Source organism: Nostoc sp., assembly GCF_036917655.1.
In the GTDB taxonomy this organism is placed as follows: Bacteria; Cyanobacteriota; Cyanobacteriia; order Cyanobacteriales; family Nostocaceae; genus Nostoc.
In genome coordinates this window covers 47,196-66,969 of sequence record NZ_JBALCY010000017.1, presented here as the reverse complement: position 1 = coordinate 66,969, position 19,774 = coordinate 47,196, and the positions used below count along the sequence as shown (strand labels likewise).

19 protein-coding genes and 1 pseudogene are annotated in these 19,774 nt (G+C 42.7%); 16 read left to right on the top strand and 4 right to left on the bottom strand.

Annotation, left to right across the window (positions count from 1 at the left end; translation table 11 throughout):
• The gene (locus V7K30_RS09545) at nt 1-945 is read left to right on the top strand and encodes a hypothetical protein (protein WP_334998843.1); all 945 of its coding nucleotides are present in this window, start codon (nt 1-3) and stop codon (nt 943-945) included.
• A gap of 219 nt (nt 946-1,164) precedes the next feature.
• Here V7K30_RS09545 and V7K30_RS09540 read toward each other — a convergent pair whose 3' ends face one another.
• The 3 genes from V7K30_RS09540 to V7K30_RS09530 all read right to left on the bottom strand — a co-directional run bounded on the left by V7K30_RS09540 (nt 1,165) and on the right by V7K30_RS09530 (nt 5,922).
• Nucleotides 1,165-2,295, bottom strand: a complete 1,131-nt coding sequence (locus tag V7K30_RS09540) for a CO2 hydration protein (RefSeq protein ID WP_334998842.1) — start codon at nt 2,293-2,295, stop codon at nt 1,165-1,167.
• A gap of 154 nt (nt 2,296-2,449) precedes the next feature.
• Nucleotides 2,450-3,955, bottom strand: a complete 1,506-nt coding sequence (locus V7K30_RS09535) for an NADH-quinone oxidoreductase subunit M (protein ID WP_334998841.1) — start codon at nt 3,953-3,955, stop codon at nt 2,450-2,452.
• A gap of 110 nt (nt 3,956-4,065) precedes the next feature.
• Entirely contained in the window at nt 4,066-5,922 is a 1,857-nt protein-coding gene (locus V7K30_RS09530) for an NAD(P)H-quinone oxidoreductase subunit F (RefSeq protein ID WP_334998840.1), read from the bottom strand.
• A 658-nt stretch (nt 5,923-6,580) separates the two neighbouring features.
• Here V7K30_RS09530 and V7K30_RS09525 point away from each other — a divergent pair.
• The 12 genes and pseudogenes from V7K30_RS09525 to V7K30_RS09475 all read left to right on the top strand — a co-directional run bounded on the left by V7K30_RS09525 (nt 6,581) and on the right by V7K30_RS09475 (nt 16,525).
• Entirely contained in the window at nt 6,581-6,889 is a 309-nt protein-coding gene (locus V7K30_RS09525) for a carbon dioxide-concentrating mechanism protein CcmK (protein ID WP_015209255.1), read from the top strand.
• Nucleotides 6,890-6,979: 90 nt separating this feature from the next.
• On the top strand, nt 6,980-7,324 hold the full coding sequence (locus V7K30_RS09520) for a carbon dioxide-concentrating mechanism protein CcmK (protein ID WP_010995041.1): 345 nt from the start codon (nt 6,980-6,982) through the stop codon (nt 7,322-7,324).
• Between the two features lie 6 nt (nt 7,325-7,330).
• Nucleotides 7,331-7,633 carry a EutN/CcmL family microcompartment protein gene (locus tag V7K30_RS09515; protein ID WP_100899927.1) on the top strand — a complete coding sequence of 101 codons (303 nt, stop codon included), beginning with the start codon at nt 7,331-7,333 and terminating at the stop codon, nt 7,631-7,633.
• Nucleotides 7,634-7,797: 164 nt separating this feature from the next.
• Nucleotides 7,798-9,438: pseudogene (locus V7K30_RS09510) on the top strand (ribulose bisphosphate carboxylase small subunit); the annotation flags it as partial.
• Between the two features lie 90 nt (nt 9,439-9,528).
• Entirely contained in the window at nt 9,529-9,786 is a 258-nt protein-coding gene (locus tag V7K30_RS34205) for a ribulose bisphosphate carboxylase small subunit (protein ID WP_442941053.1), read from the top strand.
• Nucleotides 9,787-9,976: 190 nt separating this feature from the next.
• Nucleotides 9,977-10,750 carry a transferase gene (locus tag V7K30_RS09505; protein WP_334998838.1) on the top strand — a complete coding sequence of 258 codons (774 nt, stop codon included), beginning with the start codon at nt 9,977-9,979 and terminating at the stop codon, nt 10,748-10,750.
• 56 nt (nt 10,751-10,806) lie between these two features.
• Nucleotides 10,807-11,595, top strand: a complete 789-nt coding sequence (locus V7K30_RS09500; RefSeq protein WP_334998837.1) for a BMC domain-containing protein — start codon at nt 10,807-10,809, stop codon at nt 11,593-11,595.
• 244 nt (nt 11,596-11,839) lie between these two features.
• Nucleotides 11,840-12,781, top strand: a complete 942-nt coding sequence (locus tag V7K30_RS09495; protein WP_334998836.1) for a LysR family transcriptional regulator — start codon at nt 11,840-11,842, stop codon at nt 12,779-12,781.
• 107 nt (nt 12,782-12,888) lie between these two features.
• A complete protein-coding gene (locus tag V7K30_RS09490; RefSeq protein WP_334998835.1) occupies nt 12,889-14,520 on the top strand; it encodes a mucoidy inhibitor MuiA family protein in 1,632 nt (543 codons plus the stop codon).
• 223 nt (nt 14,521-14,743) lie between these two features.
• On the top strand, nt 14,744-15,280 hold the full coding sequence (locus V7K30_RS09485) for a hypothetical protein (protein WP_334998834.1): 537 nt from the start codon (nt 14,744-14,746) through the stop codon (nt 15,278-15,280).
• A 16-nt stretch (nt 15,281-15,296) separates the two neighbouring features.
• Nucleotides 15,297-15,557, top strand: coding sequence for a hypothetical protein (locus V7K30_RS09480; RefSeq protein ID WP_334998833.1), 261 nt, complete (start codon nt 15,297-15,299; stop codon nt 15,555-15,557).
• A gap of 257 nt (nt 15,558-15,814) precedes the next feature.
• The gene (locus tag V7K30_RS09475) at nt 15,815-16,525 is read left to right on the top strand and encodes a Uma2 family endonuclease (protein WP_334998832.1); all 711 of its coding nucleotides are present in this window, start codon (nt 15,815-15,817) and stop codon (nt 16,523-16,525) included.
• Nucleotides 16,526-16,563: 38 nt separating this feature from the next.
• Here V7K30_RS09475 and V7K30_RS09470 read toward each other — a convergent pair whose 3' ends face one another.
• A complete protein-coding gene (locus V7K30_RS09470; protein WP_334998831.1) occupies nt 16,564-16,764 on the bottom strand; it encodes a hypothetical protein in 201 nt (66 codons plus the stop codon).
• Between the two features lie 228 nt (nt 16,765-16,992).
• Here V7K30_RS09470 and mnmE point away from each other — a divergent pair, with 228 nt between their 5' ends.
• The 3 genes from mnmE (at nt 16,993) to V7K30_RS09455 (ending at nt 19,763) form a co-directional block, all read left to right on the top strand.
• A complete protein-coding gene (gene mnmE / locus V7K30_RS09465) occupies nt 16,993-18,387 on the top strand; it encodes a tRNA uridine-5-carboxymethylaminomethyl(34) synthesis GTPase MnmE (protein WP_334998830.1) in 1,395 nt (464 codons plus the stop codon).
• A 95-nt stretch (nt 18,388-18,482) separates the two neighbouring features.
• Nucleotides 18,483-18,986 (top strand): GNAT family N-acetyltransferase, encoded by a 504-nt coding sequence (locus V7K30_RS09460; RefSeq protein ID WP_334998829.1) that lies wholly within the window; start codon nt 18,483-18,485, stop codon nt 18,984-18,986.
• Between the two features lie 6 nt (nt 18,987-18,992).
• Nucleotides 18,993-19,763: an SDR family NAD(P)-dependent oxidoreductase gene (locus V7K30_RS09455; protein WP_334998828.1), complete on the top strand. Its 771-nt coding sequence runs from the start codon at nt 18,993-18,995 to the stop codon at nt 19,761-19,763.
• Nucleotides 19,764-19,774 lie beyond the last annotated feature (11 nt).

Here is a 19,774-nt window from a genome sequence, read left to right as displayed (position 1 = left end):
GTGGATTTAGAAATCGTTTTTAATGAACTCTCATTACACACTTGTGCTTCTGATATTACTACAGCAAGACAATTGATGACAGAATTTATTAATACAATATTTTCAATCAAGACTCCTAGTGGAATAAAGAGAAAGCTTCGCACTAAAAGTGATTTTAATTACTCAGAACTTGCACCAGATTATAGAGTAGTGCAGTGGCGTAACGATCCAGATGTAGATTTAGAAGCTCGAAGATTCCTTAAAACTCTTCAAGATAAAAACGATCTCCCTTTAGAAGAAATTCCAGATCCGGGAATTGAGGTAAGTTATCAAGGACAACAAGCTACTGGACTTTATTATGCTTTTGTGTTTAATTCTCTTGCAGTGAGCCTAAAATCTGAACCACAGTGGGATTGCAGTAGCTTGCAGTTGCAGGTAATAACAGTAGATGAAGAAGAACAAGAAGAGCCATTAATTATCAGGTATGAAAATGTGTTACATGCCAGTTGTAGTAACCATGTGCAGGAACACTATGATTGGATTGACGGTTTTCAAGAGCGTATACGTCAAGGAGTTAGTGACGGCTTAGATTTATGGAACCGCAGAGGAGAATTATTCCCTTCTCTACTCTTTTGCGAAAGTGTTAGCAAGCAGATACAAAGCCTTGGGAATGGTAGTCCTATGTTACGACAAATTCTGAGAAAGTTGTTTGAACTAGAAAACGGCTGTAAAACTTGGACAGATGGAGATTTTAATTTAGACACTCTTGCTAGTAAAGCTACTCCAGAAAGTGACTCTAGGCTTCAGAAGTTAGAGGATAAGTTAACCTTTAAGTGTCCTGATGATGTGTATCGCCTATTCAGTTTGCACTTAAGAATGACTGGTGCAGGACCTTGGCGGCTTCATTTTTCTACAGAATTAGGGGCTGGCAAAATCATCATTGGGTACATCGGCCCAAAAATATAATAGGTCAATCTTTGATCAGAAGAAGAAAGGTTCTTCAGTACTTGCTAAGCTGTTCGCCATCTAGTTTTACAAGGCAATGTAAAGCAGCAAACGGTTTCAGGCGCTAAATTATCAAATTTAGATGCGCGTCAGCTTATGCCAAATTATTAGCTAAATATCAAAATTAGACTTTAAAATCAAGCTTAGAACGCCTAAGTCATTAGAAAAGCCTAAAAGCAACTATTTATTCACATCCAGCAACCGCGAAGTTTGTAACCGACTCATCCACTTCTCTAAATAAACTCGATTACCTTTCTCCTCATTTGGATCTTTAGTATCCAAAGGATAAGGCATCAGCCCCAAAATCGTTGCTGTTGTCACGCAAAACATCGATTTTTGGAAACTTATACAAATTTGGACTCGCAAATCATCTTCACCCCGAAGACTGCGACGATAAATTTCGTGCAAATACTCTGGAAGATAGTGACGCATATCTTGCATCAACAATGTGGGGGGAATACCCGCGCCCCCAATGGGTAAAGGATCGGCATACAATGCACCGTACTGAAATCGGGTTTGATCTGGGGGAATTTGATATCCTTGGGCGTTGTATGAAACTGTACCGTGGAAGGGAGTTCCTCGGAAGAATACTGCTTCTACATAAGGTATTGCTGTATCTGCTAAGAAGGTCAAACCAACGCTTTTGGGAATGATTTCATAGACTTCACCCCGAATTTTGACGGCATAGGTAATTGGGTTTGAGGCATTTGCCACTAACGCTGTTTTAATATGGTCTACAACTTGGGAAATCGATTTGATTTCGCCTTGGTCGTAGCGGTCTGATAAACTGAGGAACATATCAGCCATTACTCGCCAGAACTGACCTAAACCTGTGTAGTAAGCAGAAACGCGCAAGTGTTCCGTTAAGAAGTCTGGAAACAGTTGGTTAATACCCGGAATTAAAGGATTATTTTTAAATTTTGCGGCAATAACGGCTTGCGCTCTTTCTTGAAATTCTGTTGTATCTAAATATGTATCTAATCCACCGCCACCGTGCCACATCATGGCTTTCATACAATATTCGGCATATTCAAAATTAATTCGATCATGCCACCAGTGACGGAGTAATTTCTGAACAGAAACCTCTCCATTAAAGTATTTAAAAAATGGGAAAAAGACTAAAAACTGATGCTCGGCAATATAGTTAAGATTTTTTGAGTAGGCATCTAAAACTACGCCATAGCTTTTAAGAATACCAACAACTTCCAGCACATTCTCTGGACTATTGGGAAGTAATGCTTCTCCTTTTTGCAGACGTTCAATATACTCAGCTAATGGATTGTGAGTAGCTTTCTTTTTAATAGTTACCATTGCAATCTCTCCAAAAAGTATAGGAATTAGGGCATTGGGCATTGGGTATTGGGCATTGGGCAATGCAATTTTGGATTTTGGATTTTAAATTTTGGATTAAACTTCAATCTAAAATCCAAAATCTAAAATTCTTGCTCCCCCTACTCCCTACTCCCTACTCCCTACTCCCCATTGCTTTATCCAAGGACACTGCTAATACTACATTTTGGCTATTCACCATTGCTGTAATTGTTGGTTCAGTCCAGCGCACTAACCAACCAGGTTGAATACCGAAAATCACAATCAGTACAGCTAAAATTGCAGCTGGGACGCGATCGCTCCAATACACACGCGGCAAGTTGGTAACTTGTGCAGATAGGCGTCCAAAAAAGGCGCGGTTGAGGAGTATTAAGAAGTAAACCGCAGTTAAGCCTGTACCAATCATGCATAGCAAGGTTTGCACTGGAAAAACTGGAAAACTCCCCCGATAAACTACGAATTCGGAAATAAACCCTACCATTCCCGGTATACCAGCGCTGGCCATGACTCCCACAACAATCAAGCTACCGATTACGGGCATACCCCGTTCTGGGTTCAGTAGTCCTTGGAGGACTTCTAAATCCCGGCTTCCGGCTTTTTTATACACAACCCCTACCAGCAAAAACAGCATTGCCGAAATTAAGCCGTGGCTAATCATTTGCATGACAGCACCCAAAACACTTAAGGGTGTAGCTGCCGCCGCTGCTAAAAGCACATAGCCCATATGTCCAATGGAACTGTATGCCACCATTTTTTTCATATCGGTTTGGGCGATCGCACAGGATGAACCATACAGTACACTTACTACTGCCCAAGTCGCTAACCAAGGAGCCACATAAGCCCAAGCTTCTGGTAACAAGTTCATGCCAAATCGCAGTAAGCCGTAAGTTCCCAACTTCAACAGCACCCCAGCTAACAGCACTGAAATTGGTGTGGAAGCTTCAACGTGAGCATCTGGCAACCAAGTATGGAAGGGAACCAAGGGAATTTTTATTCCAAAACCTACCAAAATTCCTGCTAGTAGTAAAAGCTGTGTTGCTAGAGGTAAAGTCGTAGCGTTCAAGGTTGCTAGTGCAAAGTTAGAAGAACCACTCAGCCAAACCATGCCGAGGAAACTTGCTAAAATCAGGATTCCTGAAACGGCTGTATAAATGAGAAATTTGGTAGCAGCATAACCCCGCTTGGCACCACCCCAAATAGCTATCAATAGATACAGCGGAATCAGTTCCAATTCGTAAAACAGGAAAAATAGCAGTAAATCCTGTGCCAAGAAGGCTCCAGTCACCCCAGCGCTTAATAATAGGATCAAAGAGTAATAAAATTTAGGACGCTGCAAGGATTCATCACTGCTGTAAATGGCAATGCAAGTTAACAATCCATTTAAAACCAGCAACGGCAAAGATAAACCATCTATCCCAAGGTTATAGTTCAAGCCTAAAACATCTACCCAAGGGAAAGACTCGGCAAACTGTTGAGTAATTTCCCGTGGATGGAACTGAATTGCTAGTACGATTGTCCACAAGAAAGCGATACTGGCAAAGACCAAAGCCACCCCACGGGCAAATTTCCCACTGATGCCAGAGGGCGAGAAACCAATTAAAGCTGCGCCGATTAACGGCACTAGAATTAAAACACTAAGCATAAGCAGTTATGGAATGGGGAGTGGGGAGTGGGGAGCAGGGAGCAGGGAACACAGGGGAAAGAAGTAATTTTTCATTTTCCCCAATGCTCAATGCCCACTAATTAACATCTTTAAAAAGGCAATTTATCTAGTAAACCCGATGACCAGCTGATGAAAAAACCCAGGACGCTGACAACTGCTAGGATGGTCAACATATAGCCCTGAGATTGCCCAGAAATACTGTACTTTAAAGTTTGTCCGCTGAGAATTGTCGCAAACCCAATCAAGTTTACTAAACCGTCAACCAAGTAGCGATCGCTCCAAGCAGAGATTTTAGATAGCAGTGCTACTGCACTCACCACCGTTACGAGATAAACTCGGTCAATATAGAAATCATAACCTAACAAGTCTTGCAGAAATCTCCACGCCAAGATTCTGGATCTTGACCAAGCTTTGTGCAGATGAACTGTACACCCTAAACCCACCCCCACTACGGTAGAAGTAAACAACGCTAACGCCAAATACCAATTAATACTTTCCCAATCGGGTAGCAAGTACCATTGCTGTAGCATCAGAGGCACAAGCAGAGTCAAGACTGTGAGAATCACCATTGGCAAGGCCATCTGCCAACCAACTTCTGGGGTGCGACGGGTCTTCTGTTGCGGTTTCCCCCAGAAGACTAATCTGAAGACTCTGGTCAAGTTCAATGCTGTCAAGCCATTGACCAATAATAAAACCCCAATTACCCAAGGGCTAATATTCACGAAACCGTCAGCCCATGCTAGCATTGCCCAGAAACTTCCCAATGGTAGCAGTGTTACCATCCCCGCTGAACCGACAACAAAGGCGGTGGTGGTGGCTGGCATCCGTGACCACAGACCGCCCATTTCTGTTAAGTCTTGGCTTTGGGTAGTCAAGATTACTGAACCTGAACTCATGAATAATAATGCTTTAGCGATCGCATGAGTTAACAGCAACATCAAGGCCACACCCCCTTGCTGCAACCCCACCGCCAAAAACACTAAGCCCATGTATGCACTGGTGGAATGAGACAGCGATCGCTTAATGTCAATTTGAGCTATGGATACTAATGTTGCCCCAATAGCTGTCACCGTGCCCATGACTACCAAGGTATTCAAGGCAACTGGCGACAGGGCTAACAATGGTTGCAGTTTATACAGTAGATAAGCACCACCAGCGACTACTAGTGAGTTTCGCATTACCGAGGCGGGATTGGGCCCTTCCATCGCCTCATCTAACCACAGGTGTAGTGGAAATTGGGCGCATTTACCAGCAGGCCCAGCAATTAACGCCAACCCCAGCAATGCTGATGTCATTGGGCTTAAATTAGCTGTTTGCGCCCACTCATATAAATCCGAAAAGTTCAAACTGCCGGCTAAGGTGGAAAGCGTCACCACAGCCATCAGTAGCAACAAGTCTCCCACCCGTTTAGTCCAAAACGCATCTCGCGCTGCTGTTACTACTAGCGGTTGAGCATACCAGAACCCCACCAGCAAGTAAGTCGAAAGCGTCAGGAGTTCCAAAAGTGCATAACTGAGAAACAAAGAATCACTGATCGCTAGACCACTCAGCGCTGCTTCGAAAAATCCCAGCAATGCAAAAAAACGCGCCAACGACCAGTCTTTTTCCATATAACCCAGAGCGTAAACTTGTGCCAGTAAGCTTAACCCTGTAATTAAGACTGTTGTCCCAATGCTGACTGGCGATAGTTCCAAGCTAAAAGATAAGTCTAAATCCGCAGCCTTGAACCAATTGACCAGTAAGTTTTCTGGTTCTCTATCCCAGATATTTTTAAATACAAACAGGCTATGGGCAAAAGCCAAAACGGTCGTTAACAAGTTGATGTATGCCGCAGGTCTTGGCCCTGTTCGCCGAATTATTCCTATTCCCCACGGCAACGTCAAAATTGCGCCCAATAAGCTATATAAAGGCACAAACCAACTTGTTGAAAATAGAAATTGATTCATTTAAATTTCCCTTGACGACTCAGCCTTGATTTTAAAAAAGTTTTCAGACAATTATTTATTTTAAAAAATTAATTTTAGTCAAATATCAATGTTTTTTTACTATTTTTTCAACTAAATTCTCAGAAGTATTTTTACTTTAGTTTACCCTATTAAAGTTCGATAAAATATAACTTTACATATGTAAAAGCAGTTACTTCCCTTAACCTCACCTCCCTTTTTACATTTCTATTTCTACTTTGAGCAAACTACTTTATAGGATATATTTAAAAAAATTATATATTTTTCACCTAGTCATTGTGCATATAACTAAATTTCACGAAAGATAGAGACAGCATAAGATACAGCCGCTGATCCTCCCTCGGCAGATAGAATTAGCCTTGGTTATGAATGTCATTTTTTAAATGTGATAAAGAAATTATAAAGCATAAGTGGCTGCTCTAGGAATTAGTAAACTTTAATTGCTCAGAAGCACAGATAAATATTTGTTAAGTTTTTTAAAACTTTCTTATCATAAACTATTATAGTAATTTATATTGCCAGGGACGCCAAGCTTTCCTATGCTTAATTTGGAAGTGTTTTCTTAGCTTAAGATAAAGCTCTCCCCGTCAAAAATTTCAAAAGACAGTACAGATTGGATTAATTTTGTAGGAGTTCTGCGGTGCCAATTGCAGTTGGAATGATTGAAACTAAAGGCTTTCCAGCAGTCGTAGAAGCTGCTGATGCGATGGTGAAAGCCGCCCGTGTCACTTTAGTAGGATATGAGAAAATTGGTAGCGCTCGCGTCACCGTGATAGTTAGGGGAGATGTATCGGAAGTCCAAGCTTCCGTAGCAGCTGGGGTTGAAGCTGCTAGAAGAGTCAATGGTGGTGAAGTGTTATCCACTCACATCATTGCTCGTCCCCACGAAAACCTAGAATACGTCTTGCCGATACGTTACACAGAAGCTGTGGAACAGTTCCGCACTTAAAAGCTGTTTAAACAAAGTAATTAACGCTCTTTGCTTAATTGAGCATCACTTTTGTCCAAGGCTAAAAACTTTAAATAGGAATTAAAACTAATGTCAATTGCAGTAGGAATGGTTGAAACGCTAGGCTTTCCAGCAGTGGTGGAAGCTGCTGATGCAATGGTGAAAGCTGCCCGCGTCACTTTAGTAGGCTATGAAAAAATCGGTAGTGGTCGGGTTACAGTGATTGTCCGGGGTGACGTGTCGGAAGTGCAAGCTTCCGTGGCCGCAGGTGTTGAATCTGTAAAGCGAGTCAACGGCGGACAAGTGCTATCTACTCACATCATTGCTCGTCCTCACGAAAACTTGGAATATGTCTTGCCAATTCGTTATACCGAAGACGTAGAGCAGTTCCGTGAAAATGTGAATGCAATTCGTCCTTTCGGTAGAAGACCGTAATTTGTAATGCAAGTCGCCAAAGTTCGCGGCACAGTAGTTAGCACCCAAAAAGACCCAAGTCTCAGAGGTGTCAAACTACTGTTGTTACAATTAGTAGATGAAGATGGAAACATCCTCCCACAATACGAGGTAGCAGCAGATAGTGTGGGAGCAGGAGTAGATGAGTGGGTACTTGTCAGTCGTGGCAGTGCTGCTCGTCAAGTTATAGGCAATGAGCAACGTCCATTAGATGCAGTGGTGGTGGCGATCATAGACACCATTCACGTTGAAGACCGTCTGATTTACAGCAAAAAAGATCAATATCGATAGTCAACAGTTAGAGAAGTGAGGAGTGAGGAGTGAGGAGTTAAGAGTTAAAACTCATAATTCATAACTCATGATTCATAACTTAAATCGATAGTCAACAGTTAGAAAAGTGAGGAGTTAAAACTCATAACTCCTAACTCCTAACTTAATACAGGAGGAATCTCGCGATGGCAGTCCGCAGCACGGCGGCACCCCCAACCCCGTGGTCAAGGAATTTAGCTGAACCCAAAATCCATGAAACTGCCTTTGTACATTCATTCTCCAACCTGATTGGGGATTTACGAATAGGTGCAAATGTAATCGTTGCTCCGGGGACTACGATTAGAGCGGATGAAGGCACACCTTTTTATCTTGGTGAAAACACTAATATTCAAGATGGTGTTGTGATTCATGGTTTGGAGCAAGGTCGAGTAATTGGCGATGACCAAAATAAATACTCGGTATGGATTGGTAAAAATACTTGCATTACCCACATGGCTCTAATTCACGGGCCAGCTTATGTAGGGGATAATTCCTTCATTGGCTTTCGCTCTACAGTGTTTAATGCCAGGGTGGGTGCAGGTTGCATCGTGATGATGCACGCTTTAATTCAAGACGTAGAGATTCCCTCAGGTAAATACGTACCTTCGGGAGCGATAATTACCAGCCAGCAGCAAGCTGACCGCTTGCCAGATGTACAAGATCAGGATAAGGAATTTGCTCATCATGTGGTTGGGATTAATCAGGCGCTACGAGCTGGTTATCTCTGTGCTGCGGATAGCCAATGTATAGCACCCATTCGGGATGAAATTGCTAAATCTTATACAGGTAATGGTATTACTGTCCTAGAGTTGGAAAGGAGTAGTGAAGTGTCGAGCAATAGCTTGGGTGCAGAAACAATAGAGCAGTTGCGCTATCTATTGGAGCAAGGGTATAAGATTGGTACGGAACATGTAGACCAAAGACGGTTCCGCACGGGTTCTTGGACTAGTTGCCAACCAATTGAACCGAGATCGATCGGTGAAGCGATCGCAGCATTAGAAAGCTGTGTAAAAGACCATAGCGGCGAGTATGTCCGACTGTTTGGCATTGACAAAGGTAGACGGCGCGTATTGGAAAACATTATCCAACGCCCAGATGGTGATGCTAAACCAGCTACCAGCTTTAAAGCTCCTGCTAGTCGTGGCAATAGCAGCTACAGCAGCAGTAATGGTAATAGTAATGCCTCTAGCAGTGGCAAAGTCAATGACGAAACTGTAGAGCAAATCCGCCAACTTTTGGCAGGTGGTTACAAAATTGGTATGGAACACGTAGATGAGCGTCGCTTCCGAACTGGTTCCTGGACTAGTTGCAAGCCAATTGAAGCAACTTCCATAAATCAAGTGATCTCCGCCTTGGAAGAATGTATAGCAAGCCATCAAGGCGAGTATGTGCGTTTAATCGGCATTGATACCAAAGCAAAACGGCGGGTATTAGAAAGCATTATCCAACGTCCAAATGGTCAAGTAGCCTCCTCTGGGAGTCAGAAATCATTTACTAACAGTCCAGCAACGGCAACAGCTACCAGTACTCGCTTAAGTACTGAAGTAGTAGACCAACTCCGGCAATTATTGAGTGGTGGATATAAAATTAGCATTGAACACGTAGATGAGCGCCGCTTCCGTACAGGTTCCTGGACTAGTACCGGTCAGATTCAAGCCTCCTCAGAAAGAGAAGCGCTCGCAGCCGTAGAAAGACAGATCGGCGAATACCAAGGGGAATATGTGCGTTTAATTGGGATTGACCCCAAAGCCAAACGGCGGGTATTAGAGACCATTATCCAACGTCCAAATGGTCAAGTAGCCTCTTCTGGAAGTCAGAAATCATTTACTAGCAGTGCACCCTCTGCTACTGCTAGAGCAACAGCTACCAGTACCCGCTTGAGTACTGAAGTAGTAGACCAACTCCGGCAATTATTGGCTGGCGGCTCTAAAATTAGCATTGAACACGTAGATGAGCGCCGCTTCCGTACAGGTTCCTGGACTAGTAGCGGTCAAATTCAAGCCTCCTCAGAAAGAGAAGCGATCGCAGCCGTAGAGGGGCACCTCGGCGAATATCCAGGTGAATACGTGCGCTTAATTGGTGTTGACCCCAAAGCCAAGCGTCGGGTATTAGAAACGATTATTCAACGACCTTAAGGAGTTAAGAGTTAGGAGTTAGGAGTTAAGAGTTGGGAGTTAGGAGTTGAAAAAAATTGTTAATTCATAACTCTAAACTTAAAATTTATAACTCTTACTTTTAACTAACTCCTAACTTTTAATCAACTCCTAACTCCTCACTTCTAACTCCTAACTCTCTAATTTTCCGGCTTCCGAGGTTAAAATTTCCATGTCTGTGCCGCTACTACACCTCAGCAATAACTTTGATTCTTACATTAGTGGTGAGGTGAGTATTCATCCAAGCGCGGTACTTGCACCTGGGGTGATTCTCCTAGCGGCTGTAAACAGCAAGATCATCATTGGGCCAGGGGTCTGTATTGGTATGGGAGCAATTCTCCAAGTCCATGAAGGCACCCTAGAGGTAGAAGCAGGCGCAAACCTGGGAGCCGGTTTTTTGATGGTTGGCAAGGGCAAAATTGGAGCAAATGCTTGCATTGGTTCAGCAACAACAGTTTTTAACTATTCGGTTGAACCTGGACAAGTAGTACCATCGGGTTCAATTCTAGGAGACACCAGTCGGCAAATTGCTCAAACAAAGCAGCTGGAACCATCTACAAATGACCCAACTTCTACAAATGCACCACCGCAGAAGGAAGAGGAAAATGGCTTAGGTGGAGTTAAGGAAAAGGTAATTTCCTCAACTAACTTCTCAGCTTCGGCTTTTGTGGATTTCAAACAAAACAAGTCGATTTCTTACTTTAAATCTCCCGCCACTCCAGAAAGTCAGTCTCCTCCTGTGGAGGAACCGGCTAATGATGCTGACTCCACCTTTGAGTCAGCCGCCCAAGCGTCTACAGAACATCATTCAGACCCCAGTCAGCTAGCCACAGAACCCCCTAACGGTTTCGGGACTCAAATTTATGGGCAAGGGAGCATACACAGACTGTTGACTACATTGTTTCCTCATAGACAATCCTTGAGCGACCCAAACTCTGACGATTAGTCCGAGTAAGTGTTAATTGTAAGTTGTCGGCTTTTTCCGTATCTTGGATAATTCACATGGAAACATATAATCAACGGTCTATTCGTACCATCCAGGGAGCGAGTAGTCAAGAGACCTATCAGGATACTGCCTTGGGTTTAGTTTCTACCCGCAGCTTTCCGGCGATAGTTGGTACGGCGGATATGATGCTGAAGTCAGCGGGAGTTCACCTAATTGGATATGAAAAAATTGGTAGTGGCCATTGTACTGCGATCGTCCGGGGTGGAATTGCTGATGTGCGTCTGGCGGTAGAATCAGGTGTGCAAACGGCTGAACAGTTTGGCCAGTTAATTTCTAGTTTGGTGATTCCCCGACCTTATCCCAACCTAGATATAGTGCTTCCCATCACAACCCGTTTCACTAAATTGATGGAGGAGGGCAATTACAGCCGTCTGAGTAATCAAGCAATTGGTTTGGTAGAAACGCGAGGATTTCCAGCGATGGTGGGCGCGTGTGATGCCATGCTCAAAGCTGCTGATGTTCATTTAGCAGCCTATGAAAAAATTGGTGCGGGTTTGTGTACAGCCATTATTCGTGGTTCCGTAGCAAATGTGGCGGTAGCAGTGGAAGCGGGAATGTTTGAGGCAGAACGCATTGGGGAATTGAATGCAGTGATGGTAATTCCCCGACCTTTGGACGAAATGGAGCAAACCTTGCCATTAGCAAGCTGCTGGATAGAAAAACACCAACCGTTAAACTTACCAGTGAATATTAAAGAACAAGTTGCCGAAATTGAGATACTAAGATTACCAGACTTAACCAAGCTACCTACAAAAATTGCAGAAGAATTATGGAATGATGAATGATGATAGATAAATTTTGGAAAATCCTCATTCATCATTCATCGGTAGATGGAAGGCATCTTACGCTTTAGCTGTTCTGATAATAGCTTCTTCAATCCATAAGTAAAATACCTTTATTTTAATATAAATAGTAGAGTTTTATCTATGATAAAACTCGTAACTTTCTGTGAGCATGACTATATCATTTGCCAGTGTTCAGTAATACTAGTCTTATATCTATTAATCGCTATATACAGGAGAATCACCCTTGAACCAAGCGACGCTGCACCAGTTAAAGGTGTTCGAGGCGGCGGCACGGCACAGTAGCTTTACTCGTGCTGCGGAGGAATTGTTTCTCACGCAACCTACCGTTTCTATGCAGATCAAGCAACTCACAAAATCGGTAGGGTTGCCATTATTTGAGCAAGTAGGAAAGCGGTTGTATCTGACGGAGGCAGGACGGGAATTATTTGCCACCTGTCGGCAGATTTTTGACAATATAGCCCAGTATGAAATGAAGGTGGCAGATTTAAAAGGGCTAAAACAGGGACAATTACGCTTGGCAGTGATTACAACAGCAAAATACTTTATTCCACGTTTGTTAGGGCCGTTTTGCGAACTTTATCCAGGGATTGATATCTCGCTGCAAGTAACAAATCATGAACAAATTTTGGAACGGATGAGTCAGAATCTGGATGACTTATATATTATGAGTCAAATTCCAGACAATATAGATGTGACTTGTGAACCATTTTTAGAAAACCCTTTGATAGTTTTTGCACCAAATAATCATCCGTTATCCAAGGAAAAAAATATTCCGATACAACGCCTGTCTAACGAACCTTTTATTATGCGGGAACCAGGTTCAGGAACTCGTCGCGCCGTCCAAAGACTATTTGAAGAACAAGGGGTGACGGTAAAAGTCAAGCTAGAATTGGGAAGTAACGAAGCAATTAAACAAGCGATCGCAGGTGGTTTAGGAATTTCTGTTTTATCCCGTCATACTTTACTATTAGATGCTTCAGAGTTTAGCATTTTAGATGTACAACACTTCCCGATTCAGCGGAATTGGTATATGGTTTACCCATCTGGCAAACAGCTATCTATCGTTGCTCGTGCCTATTATGAGTATCTCCTGACTGCGGCAAAAAATGTTGTCAAGCAAAACGCGAATACTTCTTCTGGTACGCTTGAACCAATTCACGGTTAAAATAATTCATAATTACGAATTACGAATTACCTAAAGGGGTTGACGGTTAGACCGGGAAGCATTGACAATTAACCAGCAAAATCATTAGAAATGGGGCAAAACTGGCAATGGTTAACCCGGAAATACCATCTTGGCGCAAAACAGTACAAAGCGAGATTGTAGCTGTTACCGTGTATTCTGACAGAGCATTAGTTACACGGCGAGGTGTAGTTTATTTAACAGGAATTGAACAGGAATTAGTAATTACACCAGTGCCCGTGACTCTAGAAACTGAGTCTGTCAGGGTTAGCGGTACAGGAACAGTAGGCGTGCGCTTGGTGGGAGTGAGTAGCGATCGCATCTACACTACTGAACCTGTAGCGGAGCGAGTAGCACATTTGACAAGGCAAATTCAGCAATTAGAAGCAGAGAAACGCCATTTGCAAGCCCAAGTGGATGCTTTAGCATTGCAATCTACTTTTATCGAAGGCTTACGGGAAAAAACAGAAGAACCCTTTGCACAGAGTTTGTCTCGGAAAAATCTCAGCCTTAGCGAAACTTTGGATTTTTTGAACTTTCTCGGAAGCCAGTATAGTGAATATGCGATCGCATCTGGAGAGTGCAAAACCCAACAGCAGGAATTAGACAAACAACTGCAAGCACTCTCCACTTCATTGCAAAAAATCCAAACACCCCATCCTAAAGAGAGTTTTAACTTAGTTGTAGCAGTTGAAGTTGCAGGTGAAGGCGAATTTGAATTAGAGCTATCATACTTAGTGAATCGCGCTAGTTGGACTCCGCTTTATGACTTGCGCTTTAGCACTACCAGCGATATTGTGCATCTGAGCTACCTTGCAGAAATCACTCAAAGCACTGGCGAAGATTGGATTGGTGCAAATCTCACCCTTTCTACCGCTAAACCAGGATTAGGTACACTCCCACCCAAACTTGAACCCTGGTATATTGATGCCCCACGTCCCCAACTCGTAAGACAACGACGATTTGCTGCCCAGCCACCACTGCTGCCTAGCATAGCAGAACCGCCTGCTTCTGCTGCCAGAGCGGATTGGGAAGGAGAAGACGAAGTTACAGAAGATAGTCTTATCCCAGCAGAAACTGTGACAGCAGAAGTATCCAAAAAAGGGAGTGTAGTTACCTTTAAACTGAATGGTGGTAGTAATATTCCTAGTGATGGCGCACCCCATAAAACTACGATTTTCAATGATGATTATCCTTGTAGCTTCGATTATGTAGCAATGCCGCGCTTGGTAAGCTTTGCTTATCTACAAGCGAATGTGAAAAATAGTCCCAACGGTGCGACTTTGTTACCAGGTAAAGCGAATATTTTCCGCGACAACGTTTTTGTTGGGACAACTCAGTTAGAAAATATTGCACCAGGGGAAGAGTTCAAACTGAACTTAGGAATTGACGAAGGTTTAAAAATTGAGCGCGACTTAGTTGAGCGTCAGGTAGATAAAAAATTAATTAGCAACCAGCGCCGGATTACTTATAGTTATCGGTTGATAATTACTAACTTACTAGACAAAGAAGTAAATCTGAAACTAACTGAACAATTGCCAGTTAGCCACAACGAGCAAATTAAAGTGCGCCTCAGTCGCAGCAATCCGCAAATTCAACTTGGTGAAATGGGGATTTTAGAATGGCTGTTAACTCTTCCAGCCCAAGAGCGACGAGAGATATATTACCAGTTTAATGTTGAACATTCGCCTGACTTAATGGTTGTTGGATTAGATATTTAAACAACATCACTAATAAGGATTTTAATTTAACAGAGTATAGTAACCTTAACGTGATAAATATAAATCTATACTTGCTGTTTTCTCTGTCTTTGCTTTAAGCCTCTGCAATGTGCAATGTTTAATAGGCACATATTTTTTAGCTGACGCAGAAATTGACGGGTGCGTTATTGTTAGTTATTGTGAATTCAAGGATTTTTATCTAAAAAATTAAATATTAACAAGCATGATCGAGAATTGGGAGAATCTAAAGAATGAGATTAAAGCATATCTTCTGTTCATAAAAATCTCTGCTTCTGAACTAAGTAGTAGTGAGAAAAGAGATAAAATATTAGAAGCCATCAAGCAACGTTGTAAGGAAGAAGAACTACAGAAATACTATAATGACCTTCAGCGCTTAGTTGAAGAGTCTGGCGATTCACCTCACAATGAGTCAATACAGAGAATTCCAGACGAAGCGTTTGTGGTTCGAGGGGGTCGCAATCTTCCAGAAGATATTAGGCGTGGAACGGGCACTCACCCCTGCGGAGTTACTGGGATTTCTGTAGAATGTGCTTTAGGATTGTCTGTAAAAGAACTGGCAATAAATATTCCTCATAGGCAGGTTGGTGTTACAACAGTAGGTGAGGTTCGCAAAACAGAAGGAGATGTAATCCGAACATCAGGAAGAAGCCCACATCATGCTACCCTAAGTGGCTTAACTCCTGAACAAATTAGCAATCTTCTTATGCCCACATATCCAAATCCAGCACGAGAACAATAGTCATTAGAGAAAGCTTATGAATACGCCTAGAATCTTTGCTGATTTTCATAATGCTGATAATCATGGTCGCCTACGTCTAAACTGTATTGGCACAGTTGAAGATCTAGCTCGTCAGAATATTGAATTGCAAGACGGAAAATTGCTCACATTGTACAGTGAGGATTTAGAAGTAGAAGGAGTGGTACAGTATTCTACTGAAGAAAAGTTGTGGGTTGCTGCGATTGATTGGAATGCAATCAAGCAAATGGATGACCTTGCAGTTCAGGCAAAATACTAAATGTGTTAGCGTGGCATAGCCAACAACTGCACCGCAATTATCAGTCAATGTGTCAGATAAGTTGCAAAACCTATCTGTGAAGCCTAGTTCGCAGAATATCGGTCAGAAGCGATCGCCTTGGCGTAAATCGTTAATTGAGACTTGGTTGTGAGGTTCTCATCAAAGCAGCGATCGCTTAGTGGCAAAACTGGGAGAATTAAATATAAATCCAGATGCTATTTAGCCTCCACACCTAAAGTACCTAGACACTCGCCGCCATGTCTGTCACCCCAAATTTAGCAACCCCAAAAGATGTTATATTTCCCCCAGGGGATTTATATAGTGACGAACCGCCTTTGGAAACTGACTTGCATCGGTTGCAAATGACATTGCTCATCCAATGCTTAGAGTGGTTGTGGCGAAATCGCAACGACTTTTATGCATCGGGTAATCTCACTATCTACTACAGTCCACGCCAGCGCAAATCAGAAAACTTCCGGGGGCCAGATTTTTTTGTAGTATTGGGGACTGAACGCAAACCCCGTAAAAGTTGGGTTGTCTGGGAAGAAGATGGCAAATATCCCAATCTAATTATAGAAATTCTCTCAGATAGCACAGGCGATACTGACAAGGGACTAAAAAAACAAATTTACCAAGATATTTTTCGCACACCAGATTATTTCTGGTTTGACCCAGAAACGTTAGAATTTGCAGGGTTCCATTTACTTGATGGTGAATATCAATCGCTGGAAGCAAATCCCCAAGGCTGGTTGTGGAGTCAACAGCTAGGTTTATATTTAGGTGTTTATCAAGAAAAGTTGCGCTTTTTTACTCCTGATGGAGAACTAATTTCGACACCACAAGAAGTTGCACAACAAGAAAAACAACGCGCCGAGCAAGAAAAGCAACGCGCTGAACAAGAGAAGCAACGCAGCGATCGCTTGGCGGCAAAACTGCGAGAATTAAATATAGATCCAGATACTATTTAAGCTAGTCGCTGTCTTGCTTGTGCTTGTTAACCCGAATGCTATGGATCTTCAGGAAAAACCCATTTTGGTGGTTCCGTCATTTTTTTCCGCAGACGTTCTTGTGCCAACTCCAACATTTTGTCTAAGGGAGTCTCTTCAATAAATTTTGTAGTGGCCTCTCTAAACTCGATATTGGGGCATTTATTCCCTAAAACACAACCGTTAACACAGGCTACAGCGCAGTTAATTTTTTGCTCCACAGTAAATTCCTCTCTCTAAAAGTTATGAGTTATAAGTTATAAGTTGTGAGTTATTATTTTTACCCCCAACTACTGACTGTTAACTCTTTACTATCAGGCATTACCCTCCAACGTAAATTTTACCTTGCCAGTTGCCATCTCATTAGTTTCAATACCTACCATTTAGAAAGTTATCGGTTATGAGTTATGATTTTTACTCCTAACTTCTCACTCTTATGAAGGGCGCTCATGTCAGAAGTTTTTGCCACGACTGGAACCATCGCTGCGATCGCCACTGCTGTTGTCCCCCAACAGGGTAGTGTTGGTATTGTGCGGGTGTCGGGTTCCCAAGCAATGGCTCTAGCTCAAACTCTTTTTCACGCACCAGGACGACAAGTTTGGGAAACTCACAGGATTCTCTACGGTTACATTCGTCATCCCCAGACGCGACAACTGGTAGATGAAGCCCTGTTGCTGCTCATGAAAGCACCCCGTTCTTACACCCGTGAAGATGTAGTGGAATTCCATTGCCACGGGGGAATTATGGCAGTGCAACAGGTATTGCAACTGTGTCTAGAAAATGGTGCGAGACTAGCCCAACCAGGAGAATTTACCCTCCGCGCCTTTTTGAATGGACGATTGGATTTGACTCAAGCCGAAGGTATTGCTGATTTAGTGGGAGCTAAATCGCCCCAAGCTGCCCAAACTGCTTTAGCTGGTTTACAGGGAAAATTAGCTCATCCCATCCGGCAGTTACGCGCTAACTGTTTGGATATTTTGGCAGAAATCGAAGCTCGAATCGATTTTGAGGAAGACCTGCCCCCGCTGGATGATAAAGCAATCATATCAGAAATCGAGAAAATTGCCGCAGAAATTACTAGGTTAATAGAAACCAAAGACAAAGGTGAGTTGCTACGCACTGGTTTAAAAGTGGCAATTGTTGGGCGTCCGAATGTGGGGAAATCGAGCTTATTGAATGCTTGGAGCCAGAGCGATCGCGCCATTGTGACTGACTTACCCGGTACAACCCGCGATGTTGTGGAATCTCAGTTAGTTGTCGGGGGAATTCCCGTACAAGTGTTAGATACTGCGGGGATTCGGGAAACAACAGACCAAGTGGAAAAAATTGGCGTCGAGCGATCGCGCCGTGCCGCCAATGCAGCTGATTTAGTTTTGCTTACCATCGACGCTTCAGTCGGTTGGACGGAAGGCGATCGAGAAATTTACGAACAAGTACAACACCGTCCGTTAATTCTAGTGATTAACAAAATCGACTTAGTAGAAGAAAGCGAAAGAAAAACTCTTCAATCCAAAATCCAAAATCCAAAATCCAAAATTGTCACAGCAGCAGCCCAAAATCAAGGTATTGATGCTTTAGAAACAGCAATTTTAGAGATAGTTAACACCGGAAAAGTTCAAGCTGCCGATATGGATTTAGCCATTAACCAAAGGCAAGCAGCAGCTTTAACTCAAGCTAAAATTTCTTTGGAACAAGTACAAGCAACAATTGCCCAGCAACTTCCCCTTGATTTTTGGACAATTGATTTACGCGGTGCAATCCAGGCATTAGGAGAAATTACTGGTGAAGAAGTTACAGAATCAGTTTTAGATAGAATTTTTAGTAAGTTTTGTATTGGGAAGTAAAGACTACATTGGCAAAATTAAAATGCAACCCAACATTTATACTAATGTTTATGAAGTTCCACTATTACTCAAATCAACCTGCAATTGATAACTAAATGTACATCTCAATTCGCCAAGCAACCATACAAGATACGGCGATAGTTTCGGATGTGTTGTTAGAAGCAGCTTTGTGGCTCCAGGAGCGTGGTATGCCTCTGTGGCGTGAGAGCGAGGTTTCGCCAGAAAGTATCTCAGAAGATGTTGCTAAAGGCTTGTTTTTCATTGCCGAGTGGGCTGGTGAACCTGTTGGTACAATCAAGTTTCAGCTTGAAGATTTACTTTTCTGGCCCGACATTTCTCAGGAGGAGTCAGCATTTGTACATCGCCTTGCAGTTCGACGACGCTACTCTGGCGGTAAAGTCTCTTCCGCACTGCTTACTTGGGCAGTCAAGCATACACAAACACATGGTAAACGTTATTTACGTCTAGATTGTGATGCTTCGCGTCCGCGCCTAAGAGCAGTATATGAAGGTTTTGGTTTCCGTCATCACAGCGACAGACAAGTTGGTGCTTATTTTGTCTCTCGCTACGAATATAAAATACCTCCACAAGTAACATAAATTGATATGTCTTTTATCGATGGAATTAATCCTGTCAACGCATTGATTGTGGGAGCCAGCCAAGGTATTGGTTTAGGTTTTGTAAAAAAATTGCTACAAGATAACAGAATAGCCAAAGTTTATGTGACTTCTCGTCAACCGGAATCAGCCTCCGATTTAATAGCTCTTGCAGGCGAACATTCTGAGCGATTAATTTGTCTGGAGATGGATATTACTGACGAGTTACAGATTGTTGAAGCTGTTAAAAAAATACATACCCAAGTTGACAAACTGCATTTAGTAGTCAACTGTGTAGGACTGTTGCATGAAGATACTTTGCAACCTGAAAAAAGCTTAAGACAGATCAATTCAGAAAATTTGCTGCGCTACTTTCAAATAAATAGTATTGGTGCTGTCTTGCTGGCTAAACATCTATTGCCTCTGTTTCGTCATGGAGAACGCAGTGTGTTCGCCACTATTTCTGCTAAATTGGGCAGTATTGGCGATAACCAACTTGGTGGATGGTATGGCTATCGGGCTTCTAAAGCAGCACTCAATATGTTGATGCGAACTGCGGCAATTGAGTATAAAAGAAGTTGTCCTAAAGCATTAATAGTAACATTGCATCCTGGTACAACTGATACGCGCCTTTCCCGTCCTTTCCAGAAAAATGTACCTGCGGAAAAATTATTTTCAGTGGAACGTACCGTTACCCAATTATTGGCTGTGATTGAACAGCTTCAAGAAGGCGATAGTGGACAGTTTTTCTCATGGGATGGAAGCAGATTGCCTTGGTAACTGAGTTACGC